This window comes from Niveispirillum sp. KHB5.9 (assembly GCF_048066115.1).
Taxonomy (GTDB): Bacteria; Pseudomonadota; Alphaproteobacteria; order Azospirillales; family Azospirillaceae; genus Niveispirillum.
On sequence record NZ_JBLTYX010000012.1, the window covers coordinates 1 to 17383 of the forward strand.

Genomic DNA, 17383 nt, shown 5'->3' on the forward strand with positions numbered 1-17383 from the left:
GCGCACTCGACGCCTAATGACATGCTGCATTACCCTCTCAAACCTGCTCATTCTTCGGCTTGGTCAAAATGGCCACCCGGTCCGCAGCTCCCCGCAAGGCGCTATCCAGCAAATGCGCGTATCGGCTGGTGGTCTTGGCCTGGGTGTGGCCCAACAGCGCCCCCACGACCGGCAGGCTTTCGCCAGAGGACACCAACAGGCTGGCGAAGGTGTGGCGGACATCGTGGACCCTGACGCCGTCTATGCCGGCGCGGCGGCATACAGCGGCCCAGAAGGTGCGGATCGTCGTCATGTGGCCGTTGGCCCCATCGCCGGGGAAAACCCATCCTGCGGGCGCTGTGGCGCGTCGGCGGGCGTCTGCCTGCTGCTGCCGTCGCTTGTCCAGCACAGCCACCGCCTCCGCTGACAGCGGAACTCGGTGCAGCTTGTTCTGTTTGGTCGTGGCGGCAGGCTTCACCCAGACACCGGCATCAAGGTTCAGATGCTCCCATTGCATCGCCAACACCTCCCCCACCCGCGCGCCTGTCAGCAGCAACAGGCGAACAACGTCGGCGGAATCCTGAGCCTGACTCTGGTCGAGTGCCTGTTGCAGTCGCCCGATCTCCTCCGGGGTCAGGTAGCGTTCCCGCCCCTCCTCACTGTTCCGCTCGATCTTGGTGGCGGGGTTCTCCGTCAGCATCCCCCAGCGCTCGGCGGCGGAGAAGATGGCGGAACATAGGGAGACGGCGCGGTTAGCAGCCACGGGGAATTTCTGCGACACGCGATGGTGCAGGTCTTCTATATCCCGGCGCTGGATATCGGTCAGCCGCTTTTGTGCCAGGATCGGCAGGATGTGGTTCTTCAACAGCAGGCGGCGGTTCTTCAAGGTGCCGGGTCGGTTCCGTCGTCCCGCCACCTCGGTCAGCCACCGTTCGGCAAACTCCCCGAACAGCGGATTGGTGTCCGGCTTCACCTCGCGCGCTTCCTTGCGCTCCTGGGCGGGATCGCGGCCAAGGTCGGCGGTGGCGATGACCTTCCGCGCCTCCTTCCGGGCCATATCCAGCGGCACCTTGTTGCAATAGCCGATGGTCATGCGGCGTTCCTTGCCGCCGCGCACCCGCATCTGCACTACCCACGCCTTGGCCCCGGTGGGTGTCAGGCGCACGGCCAGTCCTGGGACATCTGTGTCCCAGATAAAGCTCTGCCCCTTCTCAGGCGGCGGCATTTCATCAACAAGGGTCTTGGTCAGCCGTACCCTGGACATGGGTCACCCCCAACGCGCTCTCTATCGGCTTACAGGGCTGAGGGCTTTGTAAGCAGGGGCGGGGGTGATTCGTACCGTATCCGCGATTCTGCTTACGAGCCGGCCATGTAAGTCCGTATGTAAGCTAGCATCGGGCAGATTCGGGCACAACAAGGCACCTTCCGGCATCTCGTGCCGAGCCTTAAGTGCTTGATTTTACTGGAAAGTCGTTGGAGCGGGTGAAGGGAATCGAACCCTCGTCGTAAGCTTGGGAAGCTTCTGCTCTACCATTGAGCTACACCCGCGCCGGGACCGTCCTTATATGGGGTTCCGGGTGCCGGATCAAGGGGCTAATCGTCCCCCGCGCCCGGCCTTCCCGGCACGCCCGGATCAGCGCGCCGCGCGCCGCGGGCGACGTCGGGACACCGGCAGCTCCGTCCCCGCTTCCACGGCCGAAGCGTCCATGACGGCAGCGAAAAGCGGTAGGGTGGTGACCTTAGCGACGGGACGCAGGCCGGGGGTGGCGGTGCGGGTCTTGGGCGGCGCAGCGCGACCCACCATGCCGGTCACGCCGGACAGCGCGCCATCCACCAGTTCCAGGCCCTGGAACCGGGCCGGATCGACCGGGCCCGGCAGGGACAGGCCGGCCACGACCTCCCGGTTGAAACCGAAGCGCACATAATAAGGGGCGTCGCCCACCAGGATGACGACGCGATGGCCCAGGGCCTTGGCGGCCTCCAGGCTGTGGCGGATCAGCTTGCCCCCGATGCCGCCGCTGCGCAGATTTTCGGCGATGGCGATGGGGCCCAGCATGATGGCCTGGACATTGCCGCCCAGCATCACCGGCCAGTAACGGATGGTGCCGACCAGCACCTCGTTGCCATCTTCATCGGTGTCGGTCGCGACAAAGCACAGGTCGGCCACGGGGGCGACATTCTTGCGCAGGCGATAGACGGTCTTGGTGTGGCGCTTGGGGCCGAAGGAATTGTCGAGAAGCTTTTCGATGGCGGCGGCGTGAACCGGCTGCTCAAGCGTGATGTTCATACGATTGGGGTTTCCCGGCAAAATGAAATGTGGGGGAGACACTGAAGAAGCGTCTGGCCGGGACCCCCACGCGAGCGATGCGTCAGGTCCCGTGCACAAGCACCAGCCGTCCGAAGGGGACGGAGGTCTTTCGTCGTCGCAGGGGCGTGAAGCGCAACATCGCGCGGCTCATGAACAGTTGAACGTGTTCGCTATATGAGGCTATCGAGCCCCCGACGCAAGCGGCGTTTTCATGACGAAGCGCCACCTGACCATCGGGTGAGGGAACCGCCCGGGATTGTGCGGGGGCGCAAGCGGCCTATAATGGCGCTTTGCGGGCCCAAGGGCTTGGCCGCCATGATGAAATCCGGGATCAGATCATCGGATGGGAAATGGGAAGGGGCGCCATGTACAGCGACACGACGCGTGAAATCCGGGTGACGGTGGAACCGCGATACCTGCCCGACCAGTCGCAGCCGACCGAAAGCCACTATGTCTGGGCCTATCAGGTGCGGATCGAGAATCTGGGGCCGGAGACGGTGCGCCTGCGCACCCGGCACTGGAAGATCACCGACGCGCTGGGGCGGCTGATGGAGGTGAAGGGGCCGGGCGTGGTGGGCGAACAGCCGCTGCTGCGCCCGGGTGAGGAATTCACCTATACCAGCGGCACACCGCTTTCCACCCCGTCCGGGATCATGGTCGGCAGCTATGGCATGGAGAATACTGATGGCGAGGCGTTCGACATCGCCATCCCCGCCTTCTCCCTGGACAGCCCTCACCAGGCGCGGCGGCTGAATTGATGGGGCTTCATGACCATACCGGTGGAACTCAGGCCGGCGACTGCCGGCCCGCGCCACGTGGCGCGTAAGCCAAGCTGCCGGAGGCAGCGCCCGGCGCCTGAGGGGATTGAGTATGATGCACAGCCCGCATCAGCCCATACCGCTGGGGCGATATCCGAATTCCGCGCTTGAAACATTCGGCGAACAAGCCATCTGCTGTTCTGCCGGACACCATTCTCCAAAAGGGTGATCCGGTGGGCTGGATCGGGGGAACCGGCCCGCGCCCCGCCGGGGGTGCGAACAAGCCGAACCAACGAAATGAGGAGTGCATCCCCGTGAGCGTGCCCAAGAACAGTGCCGACAAGGTCGTGCAGGGTCCCGTGCATGGCCGCCGTGCCGGCCCCGCCGCCACCAATCCCAATCTGGTCCGTCCTTCCAAGGAGGAGGCGGAGGCTGCCGTGCGTACCCTGATCCGCTGGGCCGGCGACGATCCGGACCGCGAGGGGCTGGTGGGTACGCCCGACCGCGTGGCGCGCTCGTACGAGGAATTCTTCGCCGGCTATGGCGTGGACCCGGTCGATCTGCTGGCCCGTACTTTCGAGGAGACGGACGGCTATGACGAAATGGTCGTCCTGCGCAATATCCGCCTGGAGAGCTATTGCGAGCACCATATGGTGCCGATCATCGGCAAGGCCCATATCGCCTATCTGCCGCGCAGCCGTGTCGTCGGCATCTCCAAGCTGGCGCGCGTGGTCGAAGTCTATGCCAAGCGCCTGCAGATCCAGGAGAAGATGACCGCCCAGATCGCCAACACCATCGAGGAGGTGCTGGAGCCCCTGGGCGTGGCGGTGGTGATCGAGGCGACGCACCAGTGCATGACCACCCGCGGCATCCACAAGCCCGGCGTCACCATGGTCACCAGCCGCATGCTGGGTGCCTTCCGCGAGGATGAGAAGACGCGGCGCGAGTTCCTGGCCATGATCGGCAATCCGGTCAGCAGCCTGGAGGGTTGAGGCTTCGAGGCAGAATTGTAGAAGGGGGCGTCGGGCAACCGGCGCCCCCTTTGTCATTCGGCATTGGCACTGTCGCCCTGCCACTGGAACACGCTTTCCAGCGGTACCTTGAAGACCTGGGCGATGCGGAAGGCGGCTTCCAGGCTGGGCGAATATTTGCCCTGTTCGATGGCGGCGATGGTCTGGCGAGTGACCCCGATCCGTTCGGCCAGTTCGATCTGGGTCATCTCCCCCGCCTCGAACCGCAGCCGGCGGACATGGTTGGTGAAGGGCACCATGGCTCACCAGCCCCGGCGGTACATGAAGACCTGCGTGCCCAGGCGCGAAAGCTCGGCCAGCAGCAGGGCGAAGAACATGAAATTCACCAGCAGCCGCTTGTCGATGCCAAGATGGCTGGTCAGCATGGCACCGATGGCGCCCACCACCAGCACATAGAAGCCGGTGCGCGTTCCCAGCAGTCCGACCTGCCGGTCGCGCTCGTCCCTGGGGCTGCGTGCCTCTCGCGGATTGCGGATGGCGGTCAGTATCGCCAGGCCGACCGCCACGACGATCTGGCCGACGATCAGGGTCATAAGGCAATAGACCATCCACATGAATTGTCCGCCCGGGAGCAGGCCCCAGCCCAGGTAGGAGCCGAAGACCGGTATGAAATAGGCACCCCCGAAGCCAAGAAGGGCCAGCAGCTGCAGCCAAGTCAGCTTTTCCCGAAACGACATGTCAATCACCTCGAACATGATGTTATATTTATTTAACATCACGTGCATCCGTAGAGCGAAATGTCAAATATCTTATACATGAATGGTGAGCTCGCCATGCCTGCCGACATCTGTGGGCCGGAGGGGTGAGCCTACCGCGTCACCGACAGGTAGCGTGATAGATGCAGGTTGCGGATATTGTCCTGCCAGCCGCTGACCCGGGCTGACACCATGTGCGTGGTCACATGGGTGTAGATGGGGATGATCGGGTGGTCGGCCAGCAGCATGGCTTCGGCCCGCTGCATCAACTGCCGCCGTGCCGTCGGGTCCACCTCCGATGCGGCGGCGCGGACCAGACGGTCATAGTCGGGGTTGCGATAGCCGCTGTGGTTCTGGCCCTGCACGTCGGACAGGAACAGCGACAGGAAGGAATAGGCGTCGTTGTAGTCGCCGATCCAGCCGCCGCGGACGATATCCTGGTATTTGCCCTCCGCGCGGGCCTGCAACAGCACCTTCCATTCCTGGTTGGCCAGCCTGGCGCGCACACCGAGCTTCTGGCGCCACATGCTGTCGATGGCGATGGCGATCTTGCGGTGGTTTTCCGAGGTGTTGAACAGGATCTCCACCTCCAGCGGCTTGCCGCCGGGCCCATAGCCGGCCTTGGCCAGCAGTTCCCTGGCCTTGGCATCACGCTCGGCTTGCGTCCAGCGGGCCCATTCCGGCAGGGGGGAGACGTAATTCTCTGTGCCCGGCGGGGTGATGGAATAGGCGGGGATTTCGCCTGCCTGGGTGATCTTGTCCACGATCAGCTGCCGGTCGATGGAAAGCGACAGGGCGGCCCGCAGGTCGGGATTGGATTTCCACGGCTCGTTGCGCAGGTTGATGCAGAACCAGTAGCTGGAAAAGAACGGCGCCAGCCGCAGGTCGGCCGGCATGTTCTGGCGCACCCAGGCGATCTGCCCGTCGGGCAGGTCGTAGGTGACGTCCAGCTCTCCGGCGCGGAAGCGCTTCAACTCTGCTTCGCGATTTTCCGTGGGATAGAAATAGACGGCGTCCAGCGCCACCTCGTCCGCCGCATGGAAATACCGGTTGCGCACCAGCTTCACATGGCCCTGCGGCACGGCCTCGGCCAGCATATAGGCGCCGTTGGAGACCAGCTTGCCCGGCCGGACGAACTCGTCCCCGTGCTTCTTCACATTGGCCTGGGACACGGCGAAGGTGGAATGGTGCTGGAGAGAGGAGACGAAATAGGAGGTCGGCGCCTCCAGCGTGACACGCAGTGTCAGATCGTCGACGGCTTCCACCCCCATGGCGGTGGGCGGCATCTGGCCCTTGGACACCGCTTCGGCATTCTTGACGGGCCACAGGAAGAAGGCATAGCGGGAACGGGTGGCCGGGGCGACCAGCCTGCGCCAGGAGAAGACGAAATCGCCGGCCGTGACCTTGCTTCCGTCCGACCATTTCCCGTCCGGGCGCAGGTGGAAGGTGTAGGTCAGCCGATCCTCGCTGATGGTCCAGCGCTGGGCGGCACCGGGGATGACGCGGCCCAGGGCGTCGGCGGTCACCAGCCCTTCGAACAGGTCCATCTCGATCCAGCTTTCGCCCTCGCCGGTCGATTTGTGCGGGTCCAGCGTCTCTGGTTCCGACCCGTTGCCCCGGTGCAGCACCATTTCCGCCCGCGACGGGGTCACCGTCAGCAGGGCGAAGAGCAGCAGAAAGCATGTCGCCAGAAAACGCACGGATGTCCCCCATCCATCCAAGACCCGAAGGGCCGCAGGATAGACCGGGCCGGAACGCGGGCAAAGAAAAACCCCGGTGGGTGGGTCCGCCGGGGTTTCGCCTTTGCTTGGGCCTTAGAGTCTATCTGGCGCTTCTATGAGCGCCAGATAGACTCTAAGTTTTTGTTTTATCGTGTGATTCACGGTTTAAATGATTTCATTTAAACCGATCACACTCTATGGCTTCACATCCAGGAAGCGCGAGGGATGGTGGTCCTGGAGATTGTCGACCCAGCCGATCAGCTTGGGGCTGACCATGTGGCGGGAGCTGTAGAAATGCAGCGGCATCACCGCCATCTCCTCGATCATCAGCCGCTCGGCCTGCTGCAGCAGGGTGGCGCGCTTGGCGGTGTCGGACGTGGTGTTGGCTTCCGCCATCAGCAGGTCGAACTGCGGGTCGGCGAAGGCGGACGGGTTCTGCTTGCCGATATCGCCGCGCAGCAGCTCCAGGAAATTGTTGGCGTCGTTATAGTCGCCGATCCAGCCGTGACGGGTGATGTCCTTGAACTTCTTCTCGTCGCGGGTGGACAGGAACACCTTCCATTCCTGATTGTTCAGGGTCACCTTGATGCCCAGCTTCTGCTGCCACATCGATGCCACGGCGATGGCCACCTTCCGGTGGTTCTCCTGCGTGTTGTACAGGATCTCCAGTTCCAGGGGCTTGCCCCCAGGCCCGTAACCGGCCTTGGCGAACAGTTCCTTGGCCTTGGCGTCGCGCTGGGCTTGCGTCCACCTGGCATAGTCGGGGATCTGCTGGGTGTAGTTGGTGGTATTGGGCGGCACGAAGCTGTAGGCGGGGATTTCGCCGCGCTGGTTGATCTTGTCCACCAGGATGTCGCGGTCAACCGCCAGGTTCAGGGCCAGGCGCAGGTCCTTGCTGGACTTCCACGGTTCACGCGTCAGGTTGGGCGCATAGTAGTAGGTGCCGAAATAGGGGGCCGTGTGCAGCTCCGCCGGCATGTTCTCGCGCAGCCACTGCATCTGGCTGACGGGCACCTCATAGGTGAAATGCAGTTCCCCGGCGCGGAACCGCTTCAACTCGGCTTCCTGGTTCTCGGTCGGGTAATAGAAGACCGTGTCGATCCTGGTATTGGCCGCGTCGTAATGGTGGGGGTTCTTCACCATCTTGATGTGGCTCTGCGGCACCGCTTCGGCCAGCATGTAGGCGCCGTTGGTCACCAGATTGCCCGGCTTCACGAAGTCGGCGCCGAACTTTTCCACATTCGCCTTGGACAGGGCATAGGTGGAATGGTGGTGCAGCATGGTGACGAAATGCGGGGTGGGGGAGGCCAGCGTGACCTCGAACGTGTAATCATCCACCGCGCGCACGCCCATCGTGTCGGGCGCCTTGCGGCCCAGGGTGATGTCCTGGGCGTTCTTCACCTGCCACAGGAAATAGGCGTAGTCGGCCATGGTCCTGGGATCGACCAGACGGCGCCAGGAAAACACCCAGTCCTGCGCCGTGACGGGCGTGCCGTCCGACCATTTGGCATTGCGGCGCAGATGGAACGTATAGACGCGGCCATCGGGGCTGATATCCCATTTCTCGGCCGCGGCGGGGAAAAAGCCGCCCTTGCCGTCGGGCATGATCAGCCCGTCGAACAGGTCGTACTGAAGCCAGCTTTCGGGCACGCCGCTGGATTTGGCAGGATCAAGGGTTTCCGGCTCCGCCCCGTTGCCGCGATGCAGGACCTTCTGCGCCTGGGCCGGCAGGGCGACGGTGCCCAGGCCCGTAGCAAGCAAAGCCGTGGCGGCGATGATGCCGCGCATGGTTCTCCAGATTGACGACATGCCCGATCTTCTCCTGTTCCTTCATGTATGGATGCGAACCGCCTGGCTTTTTCCGGGTTTGCTTTTGATGACCCGGTTGTATCCGGCCGCCTTTCAGTGACCGGCGACTTCGAGGTAACGGGTGGGCTGCACGCCCATGGCGCTTTCGAACCAGCCCTTGACGCGCGGATGCACAAGGTTGCGATAGGCCTGGTGGTACAGCGGGATCATGGGCGCATCGGCCAGCATCAGGGCCTCGCCCTCGGCGATCATGGCCAGGCGCTTGGCCGGATCGGTGATCACGTTGGCTTCCTTCAGCTTGGCGTCGAAGGCCGGGTTGTTATAGCCGGCGCGGTTCATCTTGCCCACGTCGCCCAGGAACAGCTTCAGGAAGGTGTAGGGGTCGGGGAAGTCGGCGATCCAGCCCAGCGCCACCGTGCCGGTGTAGCTCTTCTCGCCGGCATTCTGCAGGACGACCTTCCATTCCTGGTTGTTCAGGCTGACCTTGGCGCCCAGCTTGGACTGCCACATGGAGGCCACGCCCACGGCGATCTTGCGCGTGCTCTCGTTGGTATTGTGCAGGATTTCCACGGTCAGCAGCTTGCCGCCCGGGCCGTAGCCGGCTTCGGCCACCAGCTTCTTGGCCATGGCGTCGCGTTCGGCTTGGCTGGCCTTGGCCATGTTGGCGTCGGGCAGGGTATAGCCCGGCACACCGGGTGCGGTCAGCGTATAGGCCGGGGTGTCGCCCGACTTGGTGATCTTGTCGACGATGATCTGGCGGTCGACGGCCAGCGACAGCGCCTGGCGCAACTTGGGATTCGACGCCAGCGGCTCCTTGGTCATGTTGACGGCCAGATACTGGGTGCCCAGCACCGGATAGAACTTCATCGTCTCCGGCATGTTCTGGCGCAGCCAGTCGACCTGGGTGACCGGGGCCATCTGCACGATATCCAGCTCACCGGCGCGGAAGCGGCGCAATTCCGTCTCCGGGCTGTCGGTATGGTGGAAGACGACGGTATCCACCTTCACTGACCCGGATTCGCGGAAGAACGGGTTCTTCACCGCCTTCACATAGGACTGGGGCAGGTATTCCGTCAGCTTGTAGGCGCCGTTGGAGACCATGTTGCCCGGCTTGGCGAATTCCGCGCCGAACTTCTCCACATTGGCCTTGGACACCGGATAGGTCATGCGGTGGACCAGCGAGGACAGGAAATAGCCCGTGGGCTGTTCCAGCGTCACCTTCAGGGTGCGGGCATCGACGGCGACGGCGCCCAGCGTGTCGAGGGCCGCCTTGCCATTGCTGATCGCCTCGCCATTCTTCACCGGCCACAGGAAATAGGCATAGTCCGAGGCGGTCTTGGGATCGACCACCCGGCGCCAGGAGAAGACGAAGTCGGCCGCCGTCACCGGCGTTCCGTCCGACCATTTGGCATCGGCGCGCAGATGGAAGATATAGGTCAGGCCGTCGGCGCTGATTTCCCACTTTTCCGCGACGCCAGGGATGGTCTTGCCATCGGGACCGAAGGTCAGCAGGCCTTCGAACAGGTCGTAGCCGATGCGGGCCGACTGCACATCCGTGCCCTTCTGCGGGTCCAGCGACGTCGGCTCCGCCTGGTTGCCGCGGTTGAGCACCATCTCGGCCACGGCCGGGACGGCACCGCCGGCCACCAGGGAAAGGGTGGCGAAGGCCGCGATGGCGGCCGGCGCGATGTGACGCGCGATACGCATGATTTCAAGCTCCAACTGCACCGATACAACACCCCGCGTCTATGTGCGGTCTATGGCGGCGCATGTCCAGGGCTGATGGCGGGGAAATGCATGGAACCGCTTTCGTATGTACCCATGGTCCGGCCTCTCCTGGATATCGATGTCAGTGGCGGCGGGCCTGTCATTTTTATGAGCGAGTGACGGCGCGCACAGTGTTGGGAAGGGTCGGCCGCTTAATCATGTGGTCAGGGCCGGTTCCGGGGGCTACCCTTCTCACCTGCCGGTCTTACCAACCCATTCCGCCACGTCCGTCCCGGCCTCTCGTCCCTGTTCCCATGCAGCGGTGCGATGATCCCGGCGTCGGCTCCGTGGCGATCCATGTTGTTGGCCGGCTTTTCCGCTTCCGGAGCGGATGTCGACCTGACGGGGGAGTCGCCATGTCCGTTGCGCTGTCCGACCTTCACCTGCCGCAGATCGCCGCCTGTGTCGCGGCGGAGACCGAGAGTGTGGAGGCTATCCTGGCGCGTCACCATGATGGCGCGGGCGATGGCACCAACGCGCTGTCATTGCTGCAACTGCGCCGCGTCCTGGTCTTCGTGGAACAGAACCTGGACGATGATCTGTCATTGGCGACCCTGGCCGCCGTGGCGGGGCTGAGTCCCAGCCATTTCGCTCGCCGCTTCAAGGCGGCCCTGGGCGAGGCGCCGCACCGCTATGTGCTGGCGCGCCGCGTCAACGGTGCCAAGCGCCTGCTGCTGGAGACGGAGATGCCGCTGGCGGAGATCGCGGCGGCAGCCGGTTTCTCCTCCCAGGCGCATCTGACGGGGATCTTCGGGCGCGCCGTGGGCGTGACGCCCGGCGTCTATCGCACCCAGCGCAATGCCTGCCTTGCCTTCCTGATGGCCGGCGGGGTCAAGGAACATGCCAACAAGGCGGCGTGATCAGCATTCCGTTTCGAACAATCCCCGCCGGTCCGGCTTACGCCAATCCTTGTACCAGTCGACCAGGAAGTCGGACATGTTGCCTGCCCGGATCAGGGCGATCATCTCCTCCTTCAACCCCGTCTCCCAGCGTTTCAGCATCTCCGCATCCTCGAAGGCGGGGATTTGCGTGCCCATGGCGTGATTGTCGCGTATCTGGTCCAGGATGCGGCGCATGAAGGTGCGGCCGTCGGGCCGGCGCAGCATGAAGCCGGCATGCAACGAATTGTCCAGCGGCAGGCATTGGTGATGCAGGCCGGCCGGCACGAACAGCACGTCGCCGGCTTGCAATGTCAGTTCCGCCGTCACCGGGCCGGGATCCAGTTCCTTGCGCATGATGGTGGGGCCGGGAACCGGCTGTCCGTGGAAATGCCAGCGTTTGCTGCCGGCCAGTTGCACCACGATCAGGTCCATCGGATCGTAATGCACGTCCAGGGCGCGGCCTTCACCAAAGGATGCGATGATCCCGACCTCCACCACGGCCTGCAAGGCCTGCTCCAGCTTCGCCGCTTCGCGCCAGGCGTCGGTGGAGCGCTGTTCCAGCTTGTTGAAGATGATGGAGACGCCGTCCTGGACCAGTGCCTGGAAGGCGTCGGCGTCGAACCGCCCCTTCTCGTCGATGAAGATCATCTGTTCGCGGGGCAGGGGGCGGCCATTCCAGTTGAAGCGGTTGTCCGTCTCCAGATCGCGCGCGACCAGCACCTCCAGCAGCGACCAGTCGAAGATGTCGGCAATGCCAGGGACGGCACCCGGCACATGGCGGAACCGGCGGGCACGGGTCAGATCCAGGATCTCCATCGGGTCGATGGCCCGGAATATCGCATCCGACAGGCCGCGCATGGCATCCTCGCTGACAGGGGCGAACGATGCCTTTTTCCTACCATGGCATGCTGAACATCACCCTGTGAATTCGGTGCCGGCCTCCACGAAGCAGAGCGGGTTGCCGAACGGGTCGCGGCAATAGAAGCTGTGTTCGCCCCAGGCCCGGGTCTCGACCCCGCCTTCCATCACCGCCCCGGCACCTTGCGCCCGGGCATGGAAATCATCCAGGCCGTGGACGGCGAAATAGACGGGTTCGGGCAGGGGGCGTACCGGCCCTCCATCCCCGTCGGCCGCCGGGTCGTAGCAGGCCAGGATCAACTGGCCCAGATCGAAATAATGCCGGCCGGGGGAGACGCGCTGTCCCGGCTGGGCCAGAAGTGCCGCGTAGAAACCGGCCGCTTCCTCGATGGACGCGACGGGAAGGATGATACGGAACACACGCATGGCGCCGACCCTCCGCTGAACAGTTCTGCTCTTCTTCCCTTCAAGATAGTGCCGCCCACCCGTTCACACCATCCCGACCAAGGGCAGGGCCCGTTCAAAGGGACGTTTGGTCACATCCCACGCAAGCATCTGTCGCAGGGCAGCCTTCCAGCGATCATGTATTGCGCCGCACACAGGCCGCATGGCAAAACAGGGGCCGTTTCATCCCCTATGTCGTCGGGTAAAGCCCTCATGGAAAAGTTCGTCCAGCTCACCGGTGTCGCCGCCCCGCTGCGTCTCATGAATGTCGATACGGACATGATCATTCCCGCCGACTATCTGAAGACGATCAAGCGCACCGGCTTGGGTACTGGCCTGTTCGCCTCCATGCGTCTGAAGGATGGCCAGGAGGTTGCGGACTTCGTGCTGAACAAGCCGGCCTACCGCCAGTCCAAGATTCTGATCGCCGGCGACAATTTCGGCTGCGGTTCAAGCCGCGAGCATGCACCCTGGGCGCTGGCCGATTTCGGTATCCGCTGCATCATCGCCCCCAGCTTCGCCGACATCTTCTTCAATAATTGCTTCAAGAACGGCATCCTGCCGATCCGCATGCCGACCGAAATGGTGGACAAGCTGATGGCCGCCGCCGACAATGGCGCCAACGCCACCTTCACCGTCGATCTGGAAGCCCAGCAGATCACCCTGCCGGATGGGGAGACGATCGGCTTCGACGTGGAACCGTTCCGCCGCCAGTGCCTGCTGAACGGCTGGGACGATATCGGTCTGACCCTGCGCGAGGAAGCGTCGATCGACGCTTTCGAAGCCAAGGCCAAGAGCGGTCAGCCCTGGATGTGGGCCTCCTGATCGCCTTGAGCTGACCTGCGCCCCGTTTGCAGCGCGCCGCCCCTTGGCGGCGTGACCGGGAAGGTCTATGAATCCAGCCGCGGCGCAGACTCGCTGCCAATGCCAAAGCAAACATACAGAGGTATTCCAATGTCGACGAAGCGTTCGCTCCTTTTGCTGCCGGGCGACGGGATCGGTCCCGAGGTCATGCGTCAGGTCCGTCGCGTCATCGACTGGTATACCCGCAAGCGCGGCCTTGAGTTCCAGCTGGAGGAAGGTCTGGTCGGCGGTTCCTCCTATGACGCGCATGGCACGCCGCTGACGGACGAGACCATGGCCCGCGCGCTCGCCGTGGACGCCGTGCTGCTGGCCGCCGTGGGCGGTCCGAAATGGGACAATCTGGGCTTTGACAAGCGTCCGGAAGCCGGTCTCCTGCGCCTGCGCAAGGAGATGCAGCTGTTCGCCAACCTGCGCCCGGCCAAGGTGTTCGACGCGCTGGTCGATGCCTCCTCGCTGAAGCCGGAGATCGTGCGCGGCCTGGACATCATGATCGTCCGCGAACTGACCGGTGGTGTGTATTTCGGTGAGCCGCGCGGCATCATCGACCTGCCGAACGGCGAGCGCCGTGGCATCAACACCCAGGTCTATGACACGCACGAGATCCATCGCGTGGCCCGCGTGGCGTTCGAGCTGGCCCGCAAGCGCGGCAACAAGCTGTGCTCGTCGGAAAAGAGTAACGTGATGGAAGCAGGATTGCTGTGGAAGCAGGAGGTCATCGCCCTGCACAAGGCCGAATATCCGGATGTGGAACTGTCCCACATGCTGGCCGACGCTGCCGCCATGCAGCTGGTGCGCAATCCCAAGCAGTTCGACGTGATCGTCACCGACAACCTGTTCGGTGACATCCTGTCGGACGAGGCGTCGATGCTGACCGGTTCCATCGGCATGCTGCCCAGCGCCTCGCTGGGTGCGGCCGACGCCAATGGCAAGCGCAAGGCCCTGTACGAGCCGGTGCATGGTTCGGCCCCGGACATTGCCGGCCGCGATCTGGCCAACCCGATCGCCATGTTCCTGTCCTTCGCCATGGCGCTCCGCTGGTCTTTCGACCTGCAGGAAGAGGCCGACATCCTGGAGAAGGCCGTGGAGAACGTGCTGTCCACCGGTCTGCGCACCGGCGACATCATGCAGCCGGGCATGGCCAAGGTGTCGACCTCCGTCATGGCCGACAGCATCCTGCGCGAGATGGACAAGACCGTCGCGGCCTGAGCGACCCTGTGGCCTTGATCCCGCCTAAAGAGATCGGCGTCCGTGGGGCCACCCCTGCGGACGCCGTTCTTGTCTGTGCCTTCGTCGCCGCCCTGTCGGCGGAGGAAGGCATGGACCGGCCTGCCCTGACCCCGATCCTGTTCCGCAACCAGTGCTTCGGGCCGAACCCGATGTTCCGCTGCCTAGTGGCGGAGCGGGACGGGCGGCTGGCCGGCATGGTGCTGCTGACCGGCGGTTATGACAGCCAGTCGGCCACCGGCGGCCTGATGATGGAAAATATCTATGTCGAGCCGGGATCGCGCCGGCTGGGCATCGGCCGCGCCCTGATGGCGGCGGTGGGACGGATGGCGCTGGACGAGGGCCTGTCCTGGGTCTGCTGGCACGCCCGGCCGGTCAATGTCCGCGCCGGCCTGTTCTATCGGGCGCTGGGGGCGCGGACGGAGACTGTCACCCTGCTGGGCATCGATGTGAAGCTGCTGGTGGGCAGCGATTCCGGCCGGTTGTGATTGCCCGCTTTCCCCACACCGGATAGGATTGACCATCTCTGGTGGATGGAGGGGAAGATGGCCAAGCGCGCCTGGTTCGTGCCCAAGCAACATGGCATCGGCTATTCCCCCGCCGGCTGGGAAGGCTGGCTGGTCACGGCTTCCTTCATCCTGATCCTGGTGGGTGGCATCAGGGCCATCCAGCATTATGCCGACGTGCCGCCCGGCCCGTGGCGGGCCATCATCCCGCTGGCCTGGGCCGCGATCAGCGGCGGCATCTTCTTCCTCATCGCCCGGTCGAGGACGGAGGGCGAGGTGCGGTGGCGCTGGGGCGGCCGGAGCTGACCATGGCCAACCGTTACTGGTTCCGGCCCAAGACCCACGGCTATGGCGCGGTTCCCGCCAGTTGGGAAGGCTGGGCGGTCAACTTTGCCTACAGTGCCCTTATATTGTTGCTGATCTGGGGCCTTCCCTTCCTGCTTCCGGTGGGGGAAACGCTCTGGCATGTCGCCATCACCCTCATGGTCGTGGTCCCGGCCACGCTTCTGCTGCTCTGGGTCACCCGCCGCCGCACCGGAGGCGAGTTGCGCTGGCGTGGCCGGCCCTGATGGCATGTGTGCTTGGGGCCAAGTGCCGCCCCGGCCCTGGGGCCAGTCCCAACCCGCCATTGCACCCCTGTTTCCATCCGATACAGTCCACGGCTTCCCGTCATCCGATGAAAGCCCGTCACCATGCGCCTGCCCGCGACCGCCCTTCTCCTGCTCGCCCTGGCCCTGCCGGCGCAGGCCGAAACCGATCCGGCCACCATCAAGGCGATCGAGGCCACGGCCTATGATTATGTCGATGGCCAGCTGGAGGGCGATGCCGCCCGCGTGGCGCGTGCGCTGCATCCCGATCTGGCCAAGCGCGCCGTCCGTGCCACGCCCGACAAGGACGAGGTGCTGGGCCTGCGCCGGATGAGCAAGGATGAACTGGTGGAACTGACGCGCCAGGGCGTGCTGAAGACGCCGAAGGAGAAATGGGACCGGTCGGTGCGGGTGCTGGACGTCACCGGCAATGTCGCCGTGGCGCGGGTGGAGACGCCCTGGTTCGTGGATTATTTCCATATGGGCCGGTTCGGCGATCGCTGGGTGATCGTCAACGCCATGTGGCAGCCGAAGAAGCAGGGCTGACGCGTATTTCTGCCTTCAGCGCAGGTATCCGCCGCCGGAAATTCCGCTTCCGAACGCTGCTGCATACACGCCTTGCGTCAGGCGCTGACCAGCCACCCCGCGCCCACGACCCTTGTCGGCTTGCCCGAACGGCTGTTTCAGGCTAATCACGCCGCCCAGGGTCATCCCGCATTGCAGCTAATGAAAGGTGCTGCCGGATGTTCCAAACGTAATCTTGTTTCCTGACCCGAACCAAATCGAAGGGAAATTCCCATGGCACGCAAGAAGATCGCGCTTGTCGGCGCTGGCCAGATCGGTGGCACGCTGGCCCTGTTGGCCGGCCAGAAGGAGCTGGGCGACATCATCCTGCTCGACATTCCCGACTTCGCGGGCGTTGCCAAGGGCAAGGCGCTGGATATCGCCGAGCTGTCGCCGGTCGCCGGTTTCGACGCCGGTTACGCGGGCACCTCCGACTATGCCGACATCGCCGGCGCCGACGTGGTGATCATCACCGCCGGCGTGCCGCGCAAGCCGGGCATGAGCCGTGACGATCTGGTCGGCATCAATGCCAAGGTCATCAAGGTTGTCGCCGCCGGCGTGAAGGCCCACGCCCCGAACGCCTTCGTCATCGTCATCACCAACCCGCTGGACGCCATGGTCGGCCTGTTCCAGCAGGAGAGCGGCCTGCCGCCGGAGAAGGTGGTCGGCATGGCCGGCGTGCTGGACAGCGCCCGCTTCCGCTGGTTCCTGGCCGAAGAGTTTGGTGTGTCGGTCGAGGACGTGACGGCCTTCGTGCTGGGCGGCCATGGCGACACCATGGTCCCGTCGGTCCGCTATTCCACCGTCGCCGGCATCCCGCTGCCCGACCTGGTGAAGATGGGCTGGACCACGCAGGAGAAGCTGGACAAGATCGTGCAGCGCACCCGTGACGGCGGTGCGGAGATCGTCGGCCTGCTGAAGACCGGTTCCGCCTTCTACGCCCCGGCCGCTTCCGCCATCGCCATGGCCGAAAGCTACCTGCGCGACAAGAAGCGTGTCCTGCCGGTCGCCGCCAAGCTGACCGGTCAGTATGGCGTGGACGGCCTCTATATCGGCGTGCCCACCGTCATCGGTTCCAAGGGCGTGGAAAAGATCATCGAGATCGAGCTGTCGGCCGACGAGAAGGCCAATTTCGACAAGTCGGTCGACGCTGTTAAGGTCCTGGTGGAAGTCACCGCCAAGGTCTCGGCCGAAGGCTGATCCTTGACCGCTCGTTAACGGATGGGGGCTCCGGCCTCCACCCGTAATGAAAACCCCGTGTGGAGCTCACACGGGGTTTTTTGTTGCCTGATAAGAACCGAAATCGGCCAGAACATGTCGCGGGTGAACTGTTCATCGGCAATTGCATAAAATACAATACAAATATCCATCAAGATTACGCATGACT

General features: G+C 64.1%; 19 protein-coding genes and 1 tRNA gene. 10 read left to right on the forward strand and 10 right to left on the reverse strand.

The window, feature by feature from the left end:
- Positions 1–37: 37 nt before the first annotated feature.
- From ACM9HJ_RS18725 to ACM9HJ_RS18735, 3 genes are all read right to left on the reverse strand, one after another.
- Positions 38–1243: a tyrosine-type recombinase/integrase gene (locus tag ACM9HJ_RS18725; RefSeq protein WP_416573284.1), complete on the reverse strand. Its 1206-nt coding sequence runs from the start codon at positions 1241–1243 to the stop codon at positions 38–40.
- A 210-nt stretch (positions 1244–1453) separates the two neighbouring features.
- A tRNA-Gly gene (locus ACM9HJ_RS18730) sits at positions 1454–1527 on the reverse strand.
- Positions 1528–1612: 85 nt separating this feature from the next.
- Positions 1613–2266: a GNAT family N-acetyltransferase gene (locus tag ACM9HJ_RS18735; protein WP_416573285.1), complete on the reverse strand. Its 654-nt coding sequence runs from the start codon at positions 2264–2266 to the stop codon at positions 1613–1615.
- A 386-nt stretch (positions 2267–2652) separates the two neighbouring features.
- Between ACM9HJ_RS18735 and apaG the strand changes: the two genes are divergently transcribed.
- Together apaG and folE are read left to right on the forward strand one after the other, a co-directional pair.
- Positions 2653–3045, forward strand: a complete 393-nt coding sequence (gene apaG, locus ACM9HJ_RS18740) for a Co2+/Mg2+ efflux protein ApaG (protein ID WP_416573286.1) — start codon at positions 2653–2655, stop codon at positions 3043–3045.
- Positions 3046–3404: 359 nt separating this feature from the next.
- Positions 3405–4037 (forward strand): GTP cyclohydrolase I FolE, encoded by a 633-nt coding sequence (folE, locus tag ACM9HJ_RS18745; RefSeq protein ID WP_416573462.1) that lies wholly within the window; start codon positions 3405–3407, stop codon positions 4035–4037.
- A 53-nt stretch (positions 4038–4090) separates the two neighbouring features.
- Here the strand turns inward: folE and ACM9HJ_RS18750 are convergent, their stop codons facing one another.
- The 5 genes from ACM9HJ_RS18750 to ACM9HJ_RS18770 form a co-directional block, all read right to left on the reverse strand.
- Complete coding sequence (locus ACM9HJ_RS18750; protein ID WP_416573287.1) at positions 4091–4315, reverse strand: helix-turn-helix transcriptional regulator; 225 nt, start codon at positions 4313–4315, stop codon at positions 4091–4093.
- A 3-nt stretch (positions 4316–4318) separates the two neighbouring features.
- Complete coding sequence (locus ACM9HJ_RS18755; protein ID WP_416573288.1) at positions 4319–4753, reverse strand: hypothetical protein; 435 nt, start codon at positions 4751–4753, stop codon at positions 4319–4321.
- Positions 4754–4884: 131 nt separating this feature from the next.
- The gene (locus ACM9HJ_RS18760; RefSeq protein WP_416573289.1) at positions 4885–6471 is read right to left on the reverse strand and encodes a peptide ABC transporter substrate-binding protein; all 1587 of its coding nucleotides are present in this window, start codon (positions 6469–6471) and stop codon (positions 4885–4887) included.
- Positions 6472–6687: 216 nt separating this feature from the next.
- A complete protein-coding gene (locus tag ACM9HJ_RS18765; protein ID WP_416573290.1) occupies positions 6688–8301 on the reverse strand; it encodes a peptide ABC transporter substrate-binding protein in 1614 nt (537 codons plus the stop codon).
- A gap of 93 nt (positions 8302–8394) precedes the next feature.
- Positions 8395–10008, reverse strand: a complete 1614-nt coding sequence (locus ACM9HJ_RS18770; RefSeq protein ID WP_416573291.1) for a peptide ABC transporter substrate-binding protein — start codon at positions 10006–10008, stop codon at positions 8395–8397.
- Between the two features lie 416 nt (positions 10009–10424).
- Here ACM9HJ_RS18770 and ACM9HJ_RS18775 point away from each other — a divergent pair, with 416 nt between their 5' ends.
- Positions 10425–10928, forward strand: a complete 504-nt coding sequence (locus ACM9HJ_RS18775; protein ID WP_416573292.1) for a helix-turn-helix domain-containing protein — start codon at positions 10425–10427, stop codon at positions 10926–10928.
- Here the strand turns inward: ACM9HJ_RS18775 and ACM9HJ_RS18780 are convergent, their stop codons facing one another.
- Both ACM9HJ_RS18780 and ACM9HJ_RS18785 read right to left on the reverse strand, forming a co-directional pair.
- The gene (locus ACM9HJ_RS18780; protein WP_416573293.1) at positions 10929–11807 is read right to left on the reverse strand and encodes a JmjC domain-containing protein; all 879 of its coding nucleotides are present in this window, start codon (positions 11805–11807) and stop codon (positions 10929–10931) included.
- 57 nt (positions 11808–11864) lie between these two features.
- Entirely contained in the window at positions 11865–12233 is a 369-nt protein-coding gene (locus ACM9HJ_RS18785; RefSeq protein WP_416573294.1) for a VOC family protein, read from the reverse strand.
- Positions 12234–12464: 231 nt separating this feature from the next.
- On the opposite strand from ACM9HJ_RS18785, the gene leuD reads away from it, so the two are divergent.
- The 7 genes from leuD to mdh all read left to right on the forward strand — a co-directional run bounded on the left by leuD (position 12465) and on the right by mdh (position 17196).
- Positions 12465–13076: a 3-isopropylmalate dehydratase small subunit gene (gene leuD, locus ACM9HJ_RS18790; protein WP_416573295.1), complete on the forward strand. Its 612-nt coding sequence runs from the start codon at positions 12465–12467 to the stop codon at positions 13074–13076.
- Positions 13077–13205: 129 nt separating this feature from the next.
- Positions 13206–14321, forward strand: coding sequence for a 3-isopropylmalate dehydrogenase (leuB, locus tag ACM9HJ_RS18795; RefSeq protein ID WP_416573296.1), 1116 nt, complete (start codon positions 13206–13208; stop codon positions 14319–14321).
- A 14-nt stretch (positions 14322–14335) separates the two neighbouring features.
- Positions 14336–14827 carry a GNAT family N-acetyltransferase gene (locus ACM9HJ_RS18800; protein ID WP_416573297.1) on the forward strand — a complete coding sequence of 164 codons (492 nt, stop codon included), beginning with the start codon at positions 14336–14338 and terminating at the stop codon, positions 14825–14827.
- A 57-nt stretch (positions 14828–14884) separates the two neighbouring features.
- Positions 14885–15151, forward strand: coding sequence for a hypothetical protein (locus ACM9HJ_RS18805; RefSeq protein ID WP_416573298.1), 267 nt, complete (start codon positions 14885–14887; stop codon positions 15149–15151).
- Between the two features lie 2 nt (positions 15152–15153).
- A complete protein-coding gene (locus ACM9HJ_RS18810) occupies positions 15154–15414 on the forward strand; it encodes a hypothetical protein (RefSeq protein WP_416573299.1) in 261 nt (86 codons plus the stop codon).
- Between the two features lie 123 nt (positions 15415–15537).
- A complete protein-coding gene (locus ACM9HJ_RS18815; RefSeq protein WP_416573300.1) occupies positions 15538–15978 on the forward strand; it encodes a nuclear transport factor 2 family protein in 441 nt (146 codons plus the stop codon).
- A 252-nt stretch (positions 15979–16230) separates the two neighbouring features.
- On the forward strand, positions 16231–17196 hold the full coding sequence (gene mdh / locus ACM9HJ_RS18820; protein WP_416573301.1) for a malate dehydrogenase: 966 nt from the start codon (positions 16231–16233) through the stop codon (positions 17194–17196).
- Positions 17197–17383 lie beyond the last annotated feature (187 nt).